This window comes from Acidobacteriota bacterium (assembly GCA_028875575.1).
In the GTDB taxonomy this organism is placed as follows: domain Bacteria; phylum Acidobacteriota; class Terriglobia; order Versatilivoradales; family Versatilivoraceae; genus Versatilivorator.
Genome location: JAPPDF010000069.1, coordinates 14,604 through 33,311 on the forward strand (window position 1 = coordinate 14,604; position 18,708 = coordinate 33,311).

Sequence of the window (18,708 nt, forward strand, 5' to 3'; positions counted from 1 at the left end):
CGCCGGCGACGGCACCCTCATCTCACAGATCCCGCCTGCCTTCCAGAGCTCTCGCCATGGTAATTTCGTCGGCGTATTCCAGGTCTCCGCCCACCGGCACTCCCATGGCGATACGAGTCACCCGCACCTGCAGCGGCTTGATCAGCTTGGACAGATAGAGAGCCGTAGCCTCGCCCTCCACGCTGGGGTTGGTAGCCACGATCACTTCCTCGACCTGCCCGTCTTTCAGGCGTTCCAGCAGCGCCTTGATCTTGAGCTGGTCGGGACCAATGCCGTTGAGGGGAGACAGCACCCCCAGCAGCACATGGTAGAGTCCCCGGTACTCGCGGGTCTTCTCGACGGCAATGACGTTGTGGGGCTCCTCCAACACGCAAATCAGGCCGCGGTCGCGAAGAGGATCGGTGCAGTAGAAGCAGGGATCGACGTCGGTGATGTTGTAGCAGACCGAACAGTAGCCGATCGAATCGATGACGTTAAGAATGGACTCGGCCAGCCCGCGGGCCTCGCTCGAGGACGCGCGCACGATGTGAAAGGCAAGGCGCTGGGCCGACTTGGAACCGATGCCCGGCAGCTTCTTGAGCTCGGCGATCAATTCCTCGACGGGGCGGGCGTAGTCACGCATTTTGACCGGACGGCGACTGGGTGGCCGGGCAACGGAGGTTTCCGGAACGGAAAAGACCGGGAAGAATCGGCTGGACTACATCATTCCCGGAATCCGCAATCCCCCGGTGAGGCCTCCAATCTGACCTGCCATGGCTTCATCCACTTTGCGCGCCGCCTCGTTGAAGGCGGCAACCACCAGATCCTGCAACATCTCCAGGTCTCCGGAGCCTGCGGCATCGGGGTCTATCTTCACTTCGGACACCTGCTTGAGTCCGTTCATCCTGACCAACACCATTCCTCCACCGGCCGTACCCTCGACCGACAACTCCGCCATCTGCTTCTGCAGCTGCTCCTGCATCTGCTGCGCCTGTTTCATGATCTGCTGAATGTTCTTCATCAGGGCCTCCATGCCAACATCGGACCGACTCTACTTCAGCTTCCGAACCTCCGGTTTCTCCTGAACCTGAAACACTTCCAGAAAGCTCTGCACTCGCTTGTCCTCGAGAATCCGCTTCGACTCCCGCCTTTCAATCTCATCTTCCGAAGGCGGCATGACCTCAGTCCTCGGTGGAACTTCAGCCGGGAGTGGAGTTCCCGAGGACGGCCCGTCCTCTTCCACCAGCAGACTCACCTTCAAACGGCGTCCTTCGAGTTTGGCGCTCGCCCTCGCTATCACCTCCCGCTTCTCGCCGTCCTGCAGCAACTCGCGCGAACCGCGCTGACCGGCTGCAAACCGGACTCTGATCTCGTCTCCCGCGACAGTCGCGTCCGAAGCCTTCCCCAGCAGGGATGCCACCATCGGGGAATCGCTGAATGCCGCCTCACGGATGCGATCCAGGAGTGTACCCGCCACGGCCGGAGTAGGCGGGCCGGAATCCTGGAAGATGGCAGGGGGAGGCGAAGGGGCGGACCGTGGAGGGCCGGGCGTGGCCGGCGGTTCGGGGTTTCCTGGAGGGGCATCTCCGGAGAAAGCCGCCAGCAATTCCTCCAGCGCTGCCAGGCGCTTGGCCTGAACCATGCGGACCAGGCCCAATTCCAGATGCAACCGGGGGTGAGCCGAACCACGCAACTCTCCCTCGGTTGCCACCAGAATTTGGAAAAACCGGGTGACATCCTCCTCCGAGAGTTGGGCGCTGAGGGTCTGCAAGCGTGCCAGGTCCTCCGCCGGGGCAGCCACCAGTTGAGAGTCCTTGCCCGCGACCTTGACCATCAGCAGGTTGCGGAAATGGCCCATCAACTCGCGAACCAACTGCTGGGGGTTCCTGCCGCTGGTCAGGACCTGATCCACCAGCGCCAGCACCTGCTTGGTGTCGCGGGCGATGACGGCGGCGGCAACATCCTCCAGCAACTGCTGGGGGACAACGCCCAACAAGTCCCGCACCTGCTCTTCCCCCACCTCCTCGCCGCAAAGGGAAATCGCCTGGTCCAGCAGCGACTCCCCGTCGCGAAGGCTCCCCTCGGAAGCCCGGGCAATGGCGCTCAGGGCCCGCTCACCGATCCGGACCCGCTCTTCACGGGCGATCAACTCCAAGCGCTCAAAAATTTCTCGGTAGCTGATGGCGCGGAAGTTGAAGTGCTGGCAACGGGAAAGGATGGTTCCGGGCACCTTGTGCAGCTCGGTCGTGGCCAGGATGAAGACCACGTGCGCAGGAGGTTCTTCCAGGGTTTTTAGCAGCGCGTTGAATGCCTCGGTAGTGAGCATATGAACTTCATCGATGATGAAAACCTTGTAGCGATCTCGTGCCGCCCGGTATCTGACGCTTTCCCGCAGTTCACGAATTTCGTCAATGCCGCGGTTGGAGGCCGCATCTATCTCGAGAACATCGATGGATTGGCCTGAAGTCACCTCCCGACAGGAAGCGCAGTCGTTGCAGGGATTGACGGTCGGGCCCTGCTGGCAGTTCAACGCCTTGGCCAGGATCCGGGCCGTGGTGGTCTTGCCCACTCCCCGCGCCCCGGCAAACAGATAGGCATGGGCGATGCGATTCTGGGAGATGGCGTTCTTGAGGGTCTCCGCCGTGGCTCCCTGCCCCACAATCGAAGCAAACGTTTGCGGCCGCCACTTGCGGGCCAGAACCTGATAACTCATGAGCCTGTCCCAAAATCCTTCGCATTCACACTTCGCCCCCGCCCGCCGCACGGCAGGTCGCGGGGGTCCTTCGCCCTCGGAACCGGCAGGCAGGGAACCCTCGTTCTTGAATCAAGCGGGGTCTCGCAATCCACTCGAATCGGGAGAATCGAAACCACAGGCGGGAGATTGGGGAAGTGAACTGCCGGTCCGGAAACGACCTTGAACTGGCCAGGCCCCGGGTTTTTCCGCGGCACCTCCGGGAGTCCACTACCGTTGCTTTCTTCCGAACCTGGCGGGGTTTGCGGATCCGGATCGCACGGAGCCCGAGACCTGATGAATTCGTTTTGCGAAGCAGGCCGCATGGTAGTGAATAACCTGGGCGCTGTCCAGGGAAAAGGGTGTCAGCAGGAGGTCAGCGACGTCGTTAGTATGTGACGTGTCCGGTGTTTATGGCACGTGAAATATTCACTCGGGGGATGGCGGCATTAGTAAAGGCGTCTTGCCCAGCCAGAAGGGGGGGAGGGGTGGCACCTTATTCGAGCCCGCCGTGGAGGGGGGCGATGAACGTACAGGAAGTAATCTTACTGCAAACCGATTACCGTTTTTCCGGCAATTCAACAACCCACCAGACTCTACTCCTCAAGCGACGGTTCGGCGGGTAATCGCCTCTCGCAACCCTTCCAGCAGTCCTTCAAGCTTGGCCATGCGCTCGCGAATTTCAGCTTGACTACGCTCTACAGCGGTAATCCGTTCACTCAACTTGGAGATGTCCTGGCGCAACCAAGCAAACAAGCCAACCAACAGGGCGGCGAGGCCGATAAAACCACCAATCTCAATCGTCATGATGGTAGTTTGGCACATCAACTTCCGTTCGATCAAGGTGGTAATTATCCTGGACTTTCCCCATTTTTCTTAGGGCCGGTGGCTGGGGCGTTGGGAGGCGCTTCTGCGTCCAGGACCTCCTTGGTAATCAGTTGAATCGGCACCTCCACATCCTTCTCGATCGGGTTGCCCTTGAGAACTTCGACCGCGTTTTCGACCACCCGTTTGCCCATATCGTAGGGGAATTGGGCCACACTGGCCAGCAACCTGCCCTGCCGGACCGCTTCCCTGGCTTCGCTGGCCGCGTCGAAACCCACGACCACGATGGACCCTTCCCGCCCGGCCTCGGCGATGGCCTCGATGGCGCCCAGGGCCATCATGTCGCTGCAGGAGAAAAGAGCCTCGATGTCGGGCTGAGCCTGGAGCATGTTCTGAAACACGGTATATCCCAGGGCTCGCTCCCAGTTGGCAGTCTGAGACGACAGCACCTGAATGCCCGGATGATTCCGAATGACCTGGTGGAAGCCCCGGAGTCGAGAGTCCCCGGTTTCATGTCCGGGGATTCCCTCCAATATGGCAACCCTCCCCTGTCCGTTCAGATGCTCCACCAGGTATTCACCCGCCACCCGGCCTCCCCGCAGGTTGTCAGACCCCACGAATCCGGCGATCTCACCTCCGGCTTGGTTCAGCGCCTCCCGGTCGACACGGGTATCCACGATCAGTACCGGGATCCCGGCTCGATTGGCCTTCACGATGACGGGCACGATTTCCCGGGAGCCGCTGGGAGCGATGCAGAGGGCCGAAACCCTCCTCTGGATCATGTTCTCCACGATCTGCATCTGCTTTTCGACGTCTATCTCCCGCTCGGCGGCCTGTATCACCAGTCGGATGTTCAAATTGCGGGCAGCCTCCTTGGCGCCCCGCTGCATATCGAGGAAGTAGGGGTGATTGAGCGTCTTCATCACCAGGGCGATGACGGGATCGTGGGCAGAGGGTCCGGTTCCCCTCCCGCATTGCAGCCAGGTCAGGCCGATGCAGACCGTGGTGAGAAGCATCAGGATTGAACGACGATCAGGACGCTTGCTTGAGTTCATTGTTTTCCCTTTTCTGCCCCGATCAGGACCGTCAGCCGTTCGCAGCCCCACGAAGAAATTGTCCTGGTCAGGCTCTGCGATTCTTGAGAAACATGTCCACCAACACAGCCAGAATGATCACCGAACCGATGACGATCTGCTGCACGAAGGAAGAAACATCCAGAAGGTTCAGCCCGTTTCGCAGGACCCCCATGATCAGGGCTCCCACCAGTGTCCCGAAAACGGTGCCTTCGCCGCCCATCAGGCTGGTTCCTCCGATCACGGTGGCGGCGATGGCATCCAGCTCGTACATGATGCCGGCAATGGGTTGGGCCGAGTTGAGACGAGCCGTCAGGATGACGGCAGCCAACCCGCTCAGCATCCCGCAAATTCCGTAGACCAGGGTCTTGAGTTTTCTGACGTCGACACCGGACAGAAGGGCCGCCTCCTCGTTGCCACCAATGGCGTATACATGTCGGCCAAAGCCGGTCTTCCCCAGCAGGACTGCCGCCGCAAGAAAGACCAGGAGCATGATGAGGATGGGAATCGGAACGTAGAGGATCTCGCCCGAAGCCAGGAATCGAAAGGATTCCGAGAATCCTGATACCGGCCTTCCCTGGGTCACGAGCAGGGCGGCGCCCCGGGCGACGCTCATCATTCCCAGGGTCGAAATGAAGGGCGGGAGTCGCCCCCGGGTAATCAGGACACCGTTGAGCAGGCCGCAGAGAAATCCGGTGACCAGGCTGGCCGCCAGGGCCAGTGGGAGCGGAACACCGGCCTGCAACAGCGTGGCCATCACCACGCCGGACAGGGCCAGAACCGAACCCACCGAGAGGTCGATTCCGGCGGTAATGATGACAAAGGTCATCCCGGCCGCCATGATGGCGATCACGGAGGACTGCTCCACAATGTTGAGAAGGTTCGAGAGGGTCAGGAAATAGGGAGTAAGGATCCAGAGCACCACACACAGGCTCAGTAGACCCAGAAGCGTTCCCAATTGACGCCCCGGTATGGAAATGAACCGATGAAGTCTCATGAGTCGGCTTACCAGCCAAGACAGCGGACTTCGCTGCCAGTGTTGAATTCGAGCAAGCCCCGGTCCTTCCTTCCACCGGCATGCAGACTCGGCAACCATTGCGGAAACGTCCCCGTTGCGCGGGACCCGCACATCGGAACGCAATGAGATCAAACTTCCGTTTTACCACGCAAGGGGAAGTCGAAAAAAGTGGCAGGCACTCTCAGGAGATTTTCTCCCTGGCTTCCAGCACCTTGGCGACCACGACCTCGATATGGCCTTCATCGACAAAGGGCGACAGGATGTAGGACTTCAGGGCGAAGATGGGCTCCTGGTAGGTGGTGCGCCGGTAGCAATCGGTGGAGGAAATAACGGCGCCCCGCCCGGCCATGGCTTCGGAATGCACATACCGGAAAATGGCTCGATTATATTCGTTATTGGAGATCAGGACATCCCGACAGGCGGGGTCATTGAATTCCTGACGCTTGATCGCGAACGTATCCACACCGGCAGGATAGGCCCTGAACAGGGTCACCGTCCCGAAATTCTCCCGGTTCAACACGGTTATTCCTTCGTGACCCTCCAGATGCTCCCGCAGGAGTTGCGCCATCTCCACGATGTATCCAAGGATGACCTGCAATCCCTGTTTCCCGAACAATCGGTAGTTTCCGAGCGCCGCCAGGGGGCCCGTCCCGGCCCGGGTCGTCTCCAGCGTGAAGGTGCCGGGGCGATGATCTCCGAAATGATAGAGGTAGGGCATCTGCTCCGGGGACCGCGCCACCAGGCCCAGGTCTTCCCGCTCCCGGAAGAGAACCAGGCTGGAAACGTAGGGTGCAAAGCCGGTTTTGTGGAAATCCACGCCAACGGAATCGGCCAGTGACAGATGGCGGATGCGGCGACAGGCTCCCGCCAGAGCCCGGAGGGTTCGCGGACGAAAACCCAGCGGATTGCTCCCGAAGTCGTAGTCGTTGAAAACCGACCAGGCCCAGCCGATGACGGCATCGGCGTGAACGTGGGGACGGTAGTCCAGTTTGAATTCCTCCACCCAGGCATCCCGCAGGCTCACGATTCCCTGCAAGTCATCCAAGCCGAAAGCATCAGTGGTTCCCAGGGTCGCAATAATGGCGGCGATCTTCTTCCCGCTCGCCAATGCCGCCCTGGCCTCCTGCTCGAAGCGATCCAGGTCCATCTCGTTGTCATCCGTTGTCGGAATCGTGACCAGGTTTTCGGTGCCCAGGCCCAGCCAACCGACGACGTTATGGGCACAGTAATGTCCGGCATCCGAAACGAACACAACCGTGCCTTCGGGTGTGCCCTTCCCCATGGCCTGTGGACAGGCCTTTTCCAAACCGATCTTTACCCCGTAGAGAGTGGTGCCGGTTCCGCCGAAGGTAAAAACGCCACCCGACTGTTCCGGATCGTACTCGACCAACTGTGCCGTCATGCCGACCGCCTCGGCCTCAGCCAAAGCCACCAGACGGCTGTATTCGTCCCAGGCGAGATTGGGGTTGTGCAGGGAAGCCAGCAGCACGCCGATCAGGCTGGAAATGGTGGGGGGGGGAATGACATTCTGTTGGGTGTGAGGATGGCCGAAGATCGTCATGCCCCGAAGATAGCCGACGAGGTCGGAGGTCACGTGCTCGACCGAGGACATCCGATCGGGCATGGTGGCTTTTCTCGCCTGCTCGAAATCACCGGAGACGACGGAACCGAGAATCGGCAACTGCGTCTTGAGTCCATCGACCTGATCCAGCGCACGCATGATGGAGTGAACGAAATAGGAATCGTGGATCGGGTCTGAGACCGGCTGGGGAAAGGCGAGCCGAATCTTTTGAAGGATGTCTCGATAGCTCATCAGTTGCCTCCATCACAGGTCCGCAAGTCTCTGTCCATGGTCCGTTGGATGCCGGCTTCCTGCCAAGAAGTGCCTGGCATGGTCGAAGCTCAAGCCCCAGCCAAGCCATTCTCACCGGGAATCGGGCTTCCAGAGAAGAGTTTACGCGTTAAGCCCGTATCGGGAAAGGCGGGAGGGTTTGGGACCTGCCGCCGGTTGGTTGCAGAGACTCGGAAAACAGAGAAGTTGGGGAAAAGCCCATGGTGGCAGAAACTCACTCCCGGAACGCCGCCATAGTCCCCCTCCGGCTCGACTGGAATCTCCGGACTGCCGCCCGAGGAATTATTCCAATAGACAAGCACGTTTCCCCCGGCAGTGTTGTGGGTTTGGGGAGAGCTGCGAATGCTGCGGTTGACGTGGGTTACCAGGCGAGACGCCATCTACGGGCCATCCTTATAGAGCTGCGTAGCTGCGGCTCAGCGTAGCCCCGGGTGTCAACCCGGGGTCGTATGGGTCCGCGCCAACCCAGCCGCGAATGCGGCGAATAGAAAGCACCCGTCCCCGAAACGCAATGCCTCCAAAAAAAGGTAGGGAACGCCATGTTACCCCCCACCGGTTCGACCGCGGGCGGAGCCCTTGTCTCACCGACTCCCTCCAGGGGGGAGTCGCAGAAGCCGAGCCGAATGGCGAAGGCTGATGCGGTGGGAAGCCCGCCGAGCCGCCAAACTGTGGCGGGCTGCCCGAAAAAGAGTTCCCATGACCTGGAAACCTCTGCATACTTGGGGCGGTCGCTACCGTAGCCCCAGCGGGGAATGTTATGCCTGGAATGATCGTGGCCCCTCAACCGGAAGCGGTTGAGCAGGGCGCCAAAGTGCTGGCCGCGGGAGGCAACGCCTTCGATGCCGCCCTGGCCTGCGCCTGGATCCAGTTCCTGGTCGATCCCCATTCCTGTGGAGTGGGCGGCTACCTGTTGCTCAACTGTTGGCTGGGGCGGACGGCCGAGCCCCTTCCCATCCTGGATGCTCCCGCCCTGGCGGGTTCCAGGGTCAGACCAGAGATGTGGGAATCGCAGGTGATCGGCCCCAATCCGGGCGGTTGGGGATTCCAGCTCCGGGACCAAGTCAATGAAGACGGCTATCTCTCGATCTGCACCCCTGGGACCATCCGCGGCCTGGAGACGATCCACAGCCGCTGGTGCAGCCGCCCCTGGCCCGAATTAGTGCAGCCCGCCATCGAGCTGGCAGAAGAGGGCTGGCAGGTCAGCGCCTCCATGGCCACCCGCTGGAGGGAAAAGCCCCACTACTACGAAACCACCTCGCTGCAGGAGAAGCTGGCAGTCACACCCGAGGCCAGCAGGATTTACCTTAAGGCTGACGGCAGCACCTACGAGGCGGGAGACCGCCTTCGCAACCCCGACTACGGGCGCACCCTGGAGCGGCTTGCGCGAGAGGGGCCCCAGGATTTCTACCTGGGTGAGATGGCCCGTGCCATGACCTCCGATCTGGAGGCTCACCAGAGCTGGATCACCCCTCAGGACCTGTCCGGATACCAGGTACGGGATGAGCCTCCGGTGGTCGTGACCTACCGCGACCTCCTCATTCATACGGCGCCGGCTCCCCACGGCGGCGCCACCCTGGCAGCCATCCTGAACATCCTGGAAGGTTACGATCTGGCCCGCCTGGACCACAATTCCCCAGCCTACATCCACCTGGTTTCGATGGCCATGAAGGCCGCTTTCGCCGATCGAAACCGCTACCTGGGGGATCCCCATTTCGCGAAGGTTCCCCAGCAGTGGCTGGTTTCCAAGGAACGGGCCCGGCAGTGGCGGGAAGTCATCGATTCAGGAAAGGAAATCGAGCCGTTTCGGGTCCAGACGGGCTCCACCGACACCACCCACATCAGTGTGGTCGACCGCTGGGGAAATCGGGTTTCTCTGACTCATTCCCTGGGCACCTCATCCGGGGTGATTACTCCCGGACTGGGCTTCATGTACAACAACTCCATGATCAATTTCCACCCCTACGCCGGCCACCCCAACAGCATTCTGGCCGGCAAGGGACGTACCACCGGAATGACGCCGACCATCGTCTCCCGCGACGGGAATCCGATCCTGGTGGTGGGAGCTCCCGGCGCCACCCGGATCATCACCGCCGTGCTCTCGGTGATTCTCAATCACGTCGATTTCGGCATGTCCGTCACCGAGGCGGTTCTGGCGCCCCGCTTCGATTGCCAGGTGGACGCCATCACCTGCCAGGCTCGCATTCCGGAAGGAGTCTGCGCGGAGGTCCGCAAGAAGCACCCCATCCAGCGAATGCCTGTCAGCCACGGCGGGTTCGCCTTGGTTCACGCCATTGGGATTGACTCGGAAAGCGGAGCGCTGAGCGGCGCGGCCGACACCGGCGCCGACGGCATGGCCCTGCAGGTGGAGGACAGCCGGCTATAGCCTGCCCTCATGGGGCTTTTCCCAATCCCCGCTGAAGCCTTCCACGCCCTGAATTCGGCAGAGCCCTTTGGAGAAATCGAACTCGGCCGTGACTTCGTTGTCGAACTGCAGGCGCTGCAGGCTGCGCTCGGGGTTGAGAAACTGGTGAGCGGTCATTTCGGCGTGGGCGGTTTTCCGGAAATAGGCGCTCCAGCGCCGCAGCCACTGGATGCGCCGCCGCATGGGGGTGGTCCCCCAATCCTGGATCGGAACGCCGTCCTCCAATCCGGTTCCCGGAAATTCGTCCCCGTAGGGCAGGATCCAGTTGTAAGACGGGGCAGCGGTAAAGAGGAGTTCGTACAGGCGGGGGTTCTTGTCTTCCGGCCAGTCGTAACGCCCGTATCCCCCGCCCGAGAAGCAGGCCGCGTAGCATTCGTGAAAGACGAGCTGGAACCAGGGGATGGGTTCTCCCACCGCAAGCCGGTCTCGGGACCAGTCGGTAAAGAAGAAGAAATCGCACTCGGAGACGCACCAGAACCGGGCCAGTTCGGCGCCTGGGATGATTCCCCGCTTCCGCGTCTCGCGAAAGCACTCGATCTGCTTTTCGATGGCCAATTTGCGAGATACCGGGTGGTCCGGAGAAAAGTCCTCCCGGTGGCCGCCGTGAAAGGCGTATCCATCGAAATAGAGGGCATCGGGCTCGAAACCCCGCGACTTGGCGTAGTCCAGCGCACGGCGCACGGACTCGGGTCCGAACTGGGGGCTGAGGCCATCGCCCCAGAAGTTGGGCCTGGGATGCAACTCTCCCGACCGGTCGCGTGAGGACCGGGCCGGGTCGTAGCCGGGGGCTCCCTTCAGATTGGTATTGGGATTGATGAAGACCTTGATCAGGGCCCCGTATCGCCGAGCCCGGTCGGCCAGGCGCCTGAGCCTTCTCCAGCCGCCTTCCACCGGACGCCGGCGCAGAAAGGCCTGCCAGGCGCTGGCATCGTTGCGAGCGGTAGTGCCGGGAGACCATTTGGGAAAGAAGAAATTGATGGGCAGGCCGAGACGCGTCCAGCGCTGCAGGTCTTTCACCACTCGCGACTCGTCTCTGGACTTCCAGTAGACCCAGCGGAATTCGAAGCCTCGCAGGTATCGGTCGATGGCGGGCAGTTGCTTGGCCCTGTCAGCCAACGTTCGAAAGAACCCCTTGTCGCGGGCATAGCGGCGGTAAGCCTTGGCGATGCCCACGTGGTCCAGATCCTGGGCGAAGCGCATCAGGAACTGCCGGGCGTAGCCGAGCTCTCCCAGCGACGCCAGCCAGTTGAAATCCACCAGCGAAACCTCGCCCGGCAGGTGGTCGACCTCCACGCTGCAGTCCCAGAAAGTCTCCACGATCTGGTAGAGGGTGTGGCCTCCCTTGACCAGGCCGAACAGGGGCAGGCTGTAACGGCCCCCCACCAGGTTGCCGCGAACCGAATCTCCCTTGGGCATGCTCTCGGCCATCTCCGCCGGAATCAAGTAGCCGGAGCCATGGGGGACCAACAGATACCCGCCGTCGCTGGTGGGTTTCTCGATGCGGTAAAAATGGTTCACGCGCTGGATGCGGTCCTGGCCACCGGTCTGTTCCAGGCGAACCAGCAGCTCATCCGTTTCGGAATCCAGGCCGTGCACCAGCTCGATTTCCACGTCGGTGCCGGGAAATGCACCCAATCGGGTCCGGTATCCTTGGTGGCGGCCTTCTTCGAAGGGCTGCCACTCCTTGACAGCCGCCTCGCCAAAGCTCAGAATCCGCTCCTTCCCGGCAGAGTCGGGGTCCAGAATCAGTTGGGGCTTCAAGGCGCTGGAACTCTCCCAGACCACCTCTCCGCCCTTCTGATGGACACTGAGGCCCCCCTCCCCATCCACCCGCACCGAATAGGTCTTTCCCCTGAGTTCCCGGGACTTGCCGCCGACAAGAGAACAGCCGGTGAGTTCCAGCAGTCCGGCTCCCAGGGCGGCCGACGCCGCCAGGAACCCCCGGCGATCCAGCAGCTTCTTCTCTGAATTCGTTTTACTGGCGTGTTTTGGTTGCATGGTAAATGGGGATGGTTTGATCGGGCCTGACGGCGACAAGTGCCAAGTCAAGCCTCGAGGTCGGAAAGGTCCAGTCGGTCTTCCCGGTGCAGGCGCCTGAAGATCTCCACAGTCTGCTCAATGCCCTGCTTCAGCGGGGTGGCCGGCACCTGACCCAGTTCCCGCTTCAAACCCTGTTGGCTGAAGTTGCTGGCGATGGCCAGGGGATTCGCCTTGCACCGGATCGTTCCCCGGGCACTCGGGACCACCTCTTCGATGGCCTGGATGACCTCTTCCACCGTGATCAGGTCTCCACGAATGTTGTAGGCTCGCGCCCCGGTCTTGGGGCTTTCGGCACACTCGATGAAGATCTTGGCCACGTCATCCACCAGCAACATCGATACCGGACCGCCGAATTGAATCTCGAAGGGCCGTCCCAGGGCCGCAGCCTTCATGGCCGTGGTGGGACCGGAGGTGATCCCGAAATCCCGCCCCGCCCCGTAGACGGCATGGGGACGCAGACCCACGCTCGAAATACCGTGGTCCAGGAAAAACACGCGGGCGTTGCCTTCGTTGGATTGCTTGAAAACCCCGTAATGGGTCCGAGGAATCAACTGGACACCTTCACCCACGGGCCCGTCTCCGTAGTCTTCCTGCGGACCGAAAACGGCGGCGGAGCTGGCATAGGCCAACCCCTGGATCGGCTCAGGCAAAGACCGCGCGGCCTCGAACACGTTGACGGTACCCACCACGTTCACCAGGGCGCCCAATCTGGGATTGGCCCGGCAGACGGGAACCTGCAGCCCCGCCAGGTGAATGACGTGGGTCACGCTGTTCCGCTGCATCTCACCCTGCAGCCGATCGTAATCGGTAATGTCCCCCTGAATGAAATGGATCCCACCCAGTTCCTCCGGGGAAAGCAGCATGGAGAGCCTCTTGGGTTCCACATCCAGGTCATAGATGAAGACCTCGTTGCCCCGATCGATCAGATTGCGGACGATCCAGGTCCCGATACACCCCTGAGCACCAGTTAGAAAATATCGTGCCATCCATCACTCCTCATTCCTCATTCATCATTCCCATGATAGTCCTGCAAGGCACGGACGTCCCGCCGATTCTGCTGCAGTGCGCTGATGCCGCTGGCCACTGCCGCACCCCCCGAGAGCGTGGTGATGCAGGGCACGTTGTGCTGAACGGCAGCGCGCCTGATGGCGCGTTCATCGAAGAAGGAGTCCTTGCCCAGCGGCGTGTTGAGGATCAGGTCCACCTGGCCACTTTTGATGAGGTCCACGATGTGGGGCCGCCCTTCGTTGACCTTGTAGACCGACTCGACGCCGATGCCCTGCCCCGCCAGGGTCTCCCGGGTGCCCCCGGTGGCGATCAAGCGAAATCCGAGATCATGCAGCCGCCGGGCAATCGGAAGCACGTTGAGCTTGTCCTGATCGTTCACGCTGATGAAGGCGGTGCCGGATCGCGGCAACACCGAGCCGGCGCTGAGCTGGGCCTTGGCGTAGGCTTGCCCAAAGCTGTCGGAAACGCCCATCACTTCGCCGGTAGACTTCATCTCGGGGCCCAGAATGGTATCAACACCCGGAAATTTCAAGAAGGGGAAAACCGGGGACTTGACGAAGAAGTCGTCTACAGGCAGCTCATCTTCCAGACCGAACTCATCCAGCTTGCGACCCGTCATCAGCCGGACCGCCAGCTTGGCCAGAGGAACCCCGGTGGCCTTGCTCACGAAGGGCACGGTGCGCGAGGCTCTCGGATTGACTTCCAACACGTAGACCACATCCTCCTTGATGGCGTACTGCACATTCATCAATCCGACCACTTTCAGCTCCAGGGCCAGGCGCCGGGTGTAGTCGCGCATCGTCTCCAGGTGCTCGGACTTGACCATGTAGGTCGGCAGCACGCAGGAGCTGTCCCCCGAGTGGATCCCCGCCTCCTCGATATGCTCCATGATGCCCCCGATCACCACCTGTCGTCCGTCGGCCACGGCGTCCACGTCCACCTCGAAGGCATCCTCCAGAAACTTGTCAATGAGAATGGGGCGGTCCTGAGAAACGCCCACCGCCTCGCTGATGTATCGCTCCAGGGACTGGTCGTCGTGCACGATCACCATGGCGCGCCCCCCGAGGACATAGGAGGGCCGGACCAGGATGGGGTAGCCAATGCGTTCGGCGATGGCGGCGGCCTCCCCGAAAGAGGTGGCCGTGCCGGAAGGAGGCTGGGGGATTCCCATGCCGGAGAGCAGACGGCCGAATCGTTTGCGGTCTTCCGCCAGGTCGATGGACTCGGGAGAGGTGCCGATGATGGGAACGCCGGCACGCTGCAGGGGCAGGGCCAGGGTCAAGGGAGTCTGCCCGCCGAACTGCACGATCACCCCTTCCGGCTGCTCCCGCTCCACCACGTGCATGACGTCTTCAAAGGTCAGCGGCTCGAAGTAGAGTCGATCGGAAGTGTCGTAGTCGGTGGAGACGGTCTCGGGATTGCAGTTCACCATGATCGTCTCGAAGCCGTCCTCCTTGAGGGCAAAGGAGGCGTGGCAACAGCAGTAATCGAACTCGATGCCCTGCCCGATCCGATTGGGACCGCTACCCAGGATCACGATCTTTCTTCTCTCGGAGGGTTCGGCCTCGCACTGCTGCTCGTAGGTGGAATAAAGGTAGGGCGTGAAGGACTCGAACTCGGCCGCGCAGGTGTCGACACGCTTGTAAACCGGCCGGAGCTCGAGCCTTTGACGCCGTTGGTGAACTTCGGAAGCCGTGGAACCTGTCAGCCAGGCCAGGTACTGGTCTGAGAAGCCCAGCCGCTTGGCCTGCCGGAGCTGCAGCGGAGGAATGTCCGCCAGCTCGGCTCCCCGCAATCCGGTCGACAGTTGGGACACCTCCCGAACCTGCTGCAGAAACCAGGGATCGATATGGGTGTACTGATAAGCCTCTTTCACCGAGAGGCCTCTCTCGAAGGCGAAACGCAGATAGAGGAGGCGGTCGGGATTGGGAACGATCAGCTTTTCCCGAATCTGGTCCGGTTCCAGCTTTTGCGAGCCCACTTTGCGCCCGGTCTCCAGGGAGCGCAAGGCCTTCAGCAGCGATTCCTTGAAGGTTCTGCCGATAGCCATCACCTCCCCGACCGACTTCATCTGGGTTCCCAGGAGCGGCTCGGCCTCCGGAAACTTTTCAAAGGCCCACTTGGGGATCTTGGTGACCACATAGTCGATGGTGGGCTCAAAGCATGCCGGGGTCTTCAGGGTGATGTCATTGGGAATCTCGTCCAGAGTGAGTCCCACCGCCAGCTTGGCAGCGATCTTGGCGATGGGGAATCCGGTAGCCTTGGAGGCCAGGGCCGAGCTTCGGGAAACCCGGGGGTTCATTTCAATCACCACCAGGCGGCCATCCAGCGGATTGACGGCGAACTGGATGTTGGAGCCTCCGGTCTCCACCCCCACCTTGCGAATGATTCGCATGGCGGCGTTGCGCATGTACTGGTATTCCTTGTCGGTAAGGGTCTGTACCGGAGCCACGGTGATGGAATCCCCGGTGTGGACCCCCATGGGATCGAAGTTCTCGATGCTGCAGATCACGACCACATTGTCCTTCAGGTCGCGCATGACTTCCAACTCGAACTCCTTCCAACCGATGACCGACTCCTCGATCAGAATCTCGTGGGCCGGGCTGAGATCCAGGCCCCTCTTGGCCAGTTGTTCGAACTCCTCGGCGTTATAGGCGATGCCGCCCCCCGTCCCCCCCAGGGTGAAGGAGGGCCGGATAATGGCCGGGTACCCCACCTCCTTGACAATCTGCCGGGCCTCCTTGAAGTCGTAGGCCACTCCGCTTCGCGGCGTCTCCAGGCCTATCTCCCTCATGGCTTCCTTAAAGAGCAGCCGATCTTCCCCCACCCTGATCGACTTGATCTGAGCTCCGATCAGCTCGACTCCCTGCCTGTCCAGAACCCCTTTCTCCGACAACGCCACCGACAGGTTGAGCGCCGTCTGCCCGCCCACGGTGGGCAGCAGGGCGTCGGGCCGCTCCTCCAGGATGATGGCTTCCAGGAATTCCGGTGTCAGGGGCTCGATATAGGTCCGGTCCGCCAACTCGGGGTCGGTCATGATGGTGGCAGGATTGGAATTTACCAGGACCACCTGGTAACCCTCGGCCCTGAGGACCTTGCAGGCCTGGGTCCCGGAATAGTCGAACTCGCAGGCCTGTCCAATCACGATCGGTCCCGAGCCGATGACCAGAATTTTCTTGATGTCCGATCTCTTGGGCATTCAGTCTCGCCAGGCGAAGGAAGTCCCGTTCTCCCGCCGGTGCTGACGGATCACCCGCTTGAACTCTTCGAACAGGTAGCGGGAATCGTGCGGGCCCGGGGAGGACTCCGGGTGGTACTGGACGCAGAACAGCGGTTGGCTCCGGTGACGGAATCCCTCCAGGGTTTGATCGTTGAGATTGACGTGGGTCACTTCGATGGATTCAGGCAGGGAGGAAATATCCACGGCAAATCCGTGGTTCTGAGCGGTGATCTCGACCTGCCCCGTCTGCATGCGCATCACGGGGTGATTGCCGCCGTGGTGGCCGAATCTCAGCTTGTAGGTGTTGCCGCCCACGGCCAGACCCAGGATCTGATGGCCCAGGCAGATCCCCAGGATCGGCTTCTTTCCGATCAGCTCCCGAGCTGTCCTTATCGCATAGGCGACCGGCTCCGGATCTCCCGGGCCGTTGGAAAGGAAAACGCCGTCGGGGTTCATTGCCAGGATTTGGGCCGAGCTGGTCCTGGCCGGAACCACCGTCACTTCGAACCCGCTGTCCACCATCAGCCGCAGGATATTACGCTTGATACCGAAGTCCAGGGCCACCACCCGCAGCGGCGGCTCCGCCGCATCCGCATTGGAAGCATTTGGGGAGGACTCCGCGGCAAAGATGTCCACCGACGGCTCCTCCCAGCGGTAGGCGTTGCGGCAACTGACCCGGCTTGCCAAGTCCCGCCCCACCATCTCCGGCGTCTGACGCACCTTGTCAACCAGAAGCTTCCGATCCACCTCCCCGCTGGCGATGGCGGCGCGCATGGCGCCCTGTTGCCGGATATGGCGCACCAGGGCCCGGGTGTCGATCTCGGCGATGGCCACGATGCCGTGCTTCTCCAGATAGTCCGGCAGGGTCTCGTCCAGGCGCCAGTGGTCGCCGCTGTCGGTGGCTTCCCGCACCACCAGCCCTTCGGCAAAGGGTCGGCGGGACTCCTCATCCTCCGAGTTGACCCCGTAATTTCCGATCAGGGGATAGGTCAGCACCACGATCTGACCGGCATAGGAGGGGTCGGTGAGAATTTCCTGATAGCCGGTCAGGGAGGTATTGAAAACAACTTCGCCGAATGTCTCGCCCCTGGCGCCGATGGACTTTCCTTCGAAAATCAAGCCGTCTTCCAGGGCGAGCACTGCTTCCATGGATGGTCCCTTTCCGCAGCAGGAGTCGGACACGGATTCATCAGTCCGCGTCCCATTCGACGGGGCGGCTGATACAGGGTGAGACCGGAGTGCTTCAAAACGAGTGATTAGTGGTCAGTGGTCAGTGGTCAGTCTTGGAAGCAAGCATCTTGTTCACTGGCGGCACTCTTTGAACAACTGCGCCGAGACCGACACGATGCTTTAGGTTTCGATCAAATAACTATCCACTAGCCACTCTTCACTTGGCCGCGCCGCCGTCCCAAGCAGCAAGCCGACTGATAGAGGGCGAAACACGAGTGTTCCAAACAAGCCCGACCCTGCTCGGGGTCGCGTGTTTATACCACATTTCAGGGCCGGCCGGGATTGCGTATAATGCGATCCTCCAAGGGCCGTCAGAGCCGCTGTCATGACAACGCCTCCAGCCTCCGTCATCATTCCCGTCTACAACGAGGAACCGGGGATCGCCCGAGTCATTGCCGACATTCCCCGAGACCTGGTTTCCGAAATCATCGTAGTCGACAACGGGAGCACCGATCGGACCGCCATGAAGGCGCGGGAGGCCGGCGCCCGGGTCGTTTTCCAATCCGACCGCGGCTACGGCGCCGCCTGTCTGGCCGGGATTGCCGCCCTGCCCCCGGCTACCGAGGTGGTTCTCTTTCTGGACGGCGATTACAGCGACGACCCCGCCCAGGCCAGCGATCTGCTCCGCGTCCTGGAGGAACAACAGGCGGACCTGGTGCTGGGCTCCCGGACCCGGGGATGCCCGCAACCGGGTTCCCTGACCCCGCAGCAGCGGTTCGGCAACTGGTTGTCGACCACTATTATTCGACTGATTTACGGCCACGCCTATACCGACCTGGGGCCTTTTCGAGCTATTCGGCGGGAAGCGCTGTCCAGGCTCGACATGCAGGATCGAACCTACGGCTGGACGGTGGAAATGCAGGTCAAAGCCCTGCAGCAGGAGCTCAAGGTAGTGGAAATTCCCGTCAGCTATCGGCCGCGCCTGGGCCGCTCCAAGGTTTCGGGGACGCTCTCGGGAACGGTCAAGGCGGGATTCAAGATCCTGTGGACCATCGCCCGGCTGAGCCTCCGCCACCCCTCCTCCTGATGGGGCTAAAACTATCCCTTCGGGCGGATCATGCGAGAGTGAAACAGGAGCCTCTTACGAACCTCGGAGACTGGGCCCCCCTCCGGTTCGACCGCGGGCTGGCGCCCTTGTCTCACCGACTCCCCCTCAAGGGGGGAGTGATTCTTAGCCAGCACAAGGCTTCCAGTAGAACTCTTGTGCAATCCATTCATGGTTTACACAATAAACCGCATACATGGTTTACACGGCCAGTCTTCTTTATGTGTGGCTAAGCATATCTCCCAGAGGGTGGATGGGCAACGAG

General features: G+C 61.4%; 13 protein-coding genes and 1 other RNA gene. 2 read left to right on the forward strand and 12 right to left on the reverse strand.

The features are described 5' to 3' along the window. Window positions 1–22 precede the first annotated feature (22 nt). The 8 genes from recR to OXI69_10400 all read right to left on the reverse strand — a co-directional run bounded on the left by recR (window position 23) and on the right by OXI69_10400 (window position 7,439). Entirely contained in the window at window positions 23–622 is a 600-nt protein-coding gene (gene recR / locus OXI69_10365; GenBank protein MDE2666547.1) for a recombination mediator RecR, read from the reverse strand. Window positions 623–697: 75 nt separating this feature from the next. After that, complete coding sequence (locus OXI69_10370; protein MDE2666548.1) at window positions 698–1,000, reverse strand: YbaB/EbfC family nucleoid-associated protein; 303 nt, start codon at window positions 998–1,000, stop codon at window positions 698–700. 30 nt (window positions 1,001–1,030) lie between these two features. Further along, window positions 1,031–2,692 carry a DNA polymerase III subunit gamma/tau gene (dnaX, locus tag OXI69_10375; protein ID MDE2666549.1) on the reverse strand — a complete coding sequence of 554 codons (1,662 nt, stop codon included), beginning with the start codon at window positions 2,690–2,692 and terminating at the stop codon, window positions 1,031–1,033. Between the two features lie 212 nt (window positions 2,693–2,904). Beyond that, window positions 2,905–3,003, reverse strand: an RNA gene (gene ffs / locus OXI69_10380) — signal recognition particle sRNA small type. Window positions 3,004–3,313: 310 nt separating this feature from the next. Beyond that, window positions 3,314–3,553: a hypothetical protein gene (locus OXI69_10385; protein MDE2666550.1), complete on the reverse strand. Its 240-nt coding sequence runs from the start codon at window positions 3,551–3,553 to the stop codon at window positions 3,314–3,316. An 8-nt stretch (window positions 3,554–3,561) separates the two neighbouring features. After that, complete coding sequence (locus OXI69_10390) at window positions 3,562–4,590, reverse strand: sugar ABC transporter substrate-binding protein (GenBank protein ID MDE2666551.1); 1,029 nt, start codon at window positions 4,588–4,590, stop codon at window positions 3,562–3,564. A 67-nt stretch (window positions 4,591–4,657) separates the two neighbouring features. Then, complete coding sequence (rbsC, locus tag OXI69_10395) at window positions 4,658–5,605, reverse strand: ribose ABC transporter permease (protein ID MDE2666552.1); 948 nt, start codon at window positions 5,603–5,605, stop codon at window positions 4,658–4,660. A 202-nt stretch (window positions 5,606–5,807) separates the two neighbouring features. Continuing rightward, window positions 5,808–7,439, reverse strand: a complete 1,632-nt coding sequence (locus tag OXI69_10400) for a pyridoxal-dependent decarboxylase (protein MDE2666553.1) — start codon at window positions 7,437–7,439, stop codon at window positions 5,808–5,810. An 805-nt stretch (window positions 7,440–8,244) separates the two neighbouring features. Between OXI69_10400 and OXI69_10405 the strand changes: the two genes are divergently transcribed. Next, entirely contained in the window at window positions 8,245–9,861 is a 1,617-nt protein-coding gene (locus OXI69_10405) for a gamma-glutamyltransferase family protein (GenBank protein ID MDE2666554.1), read from the forward strand. Here the strand turns inward: OXI69_10405 and OXI69_10410 are convergent. The 4 genes from OXI69_10410 to carA are packed head-to-tail and all read right to left on the reverse strand — an operon-like array spanning window position 9,856 to window position 17,317. After that, the gene (locus OXI69_10410; protein ID MDE2666555.1) at window positions 9,856–11,898 is read right to left on the reverse strand and encodes a hypothetical protein; all 2,043 of its coding nucleotides are present in this window, start codon (window positions 11,896–11,898) and stop codon (window positions 9,856–9,858) included. The genes OXI69_10405 and OXI69_10410 overlap by 6 nt on opposite strands. 47 nt (window positions 11,899–11,945) lie before the next feature. Further along, the gene (locus OXI69_10415; GenBank protein MDE2666556.1) at window positions 11,946–12,926 is read right to left on the reverse strand and encodes an NAD(P)-dependent oxidoreductase; all 981 of its coding nucleotides are present in this window, start codon (window positions 12,924–12,926) and stop codon (window positions 11,946–11,948) included. A gap of 17 nt (window positions 12,927–12,943) precedes the next feature. Beyond that, entirely contained in the window at window positions 12,944–16,147 is a 3,204-nt protein-coding gene (gene carB, locus OXI69_10420; protein MDE2666557.1) for a carbamoyl-phosphate synthase large subunit, read from the reverse strand. Then, window positions 16,148–17,317 carry a glutamine-hydrolyzing carbamoyl-phosphate synthase small subunit gene (gene carA, locus OXI69_10425; GenBank protein MDE2666558.1) on the reverse strand — a complete coding sequence of 390 codons (1,170 nt, stop codon included), beginning with the start codon at window positions 17,315–17,317 and terminating at the stop codon, window positions 16,148–16,150. A gap of 406 nt (window positions 17,318–17,723) precedes the next feature. Between carA and OXI69_10430 the strand changes: the two genes are divergently transcribed. Continuing rightward, entirely contained in the window at window positions 17,724–18,425 is a 702-nt protein-coding gene (locus OXI69_10430) for a glycosyltransferase family 2 protein (protein ID MDE2666559.1), read from the forward strand. Window positions 18,426–18,708: the final 283 nt, after the last annotated feature.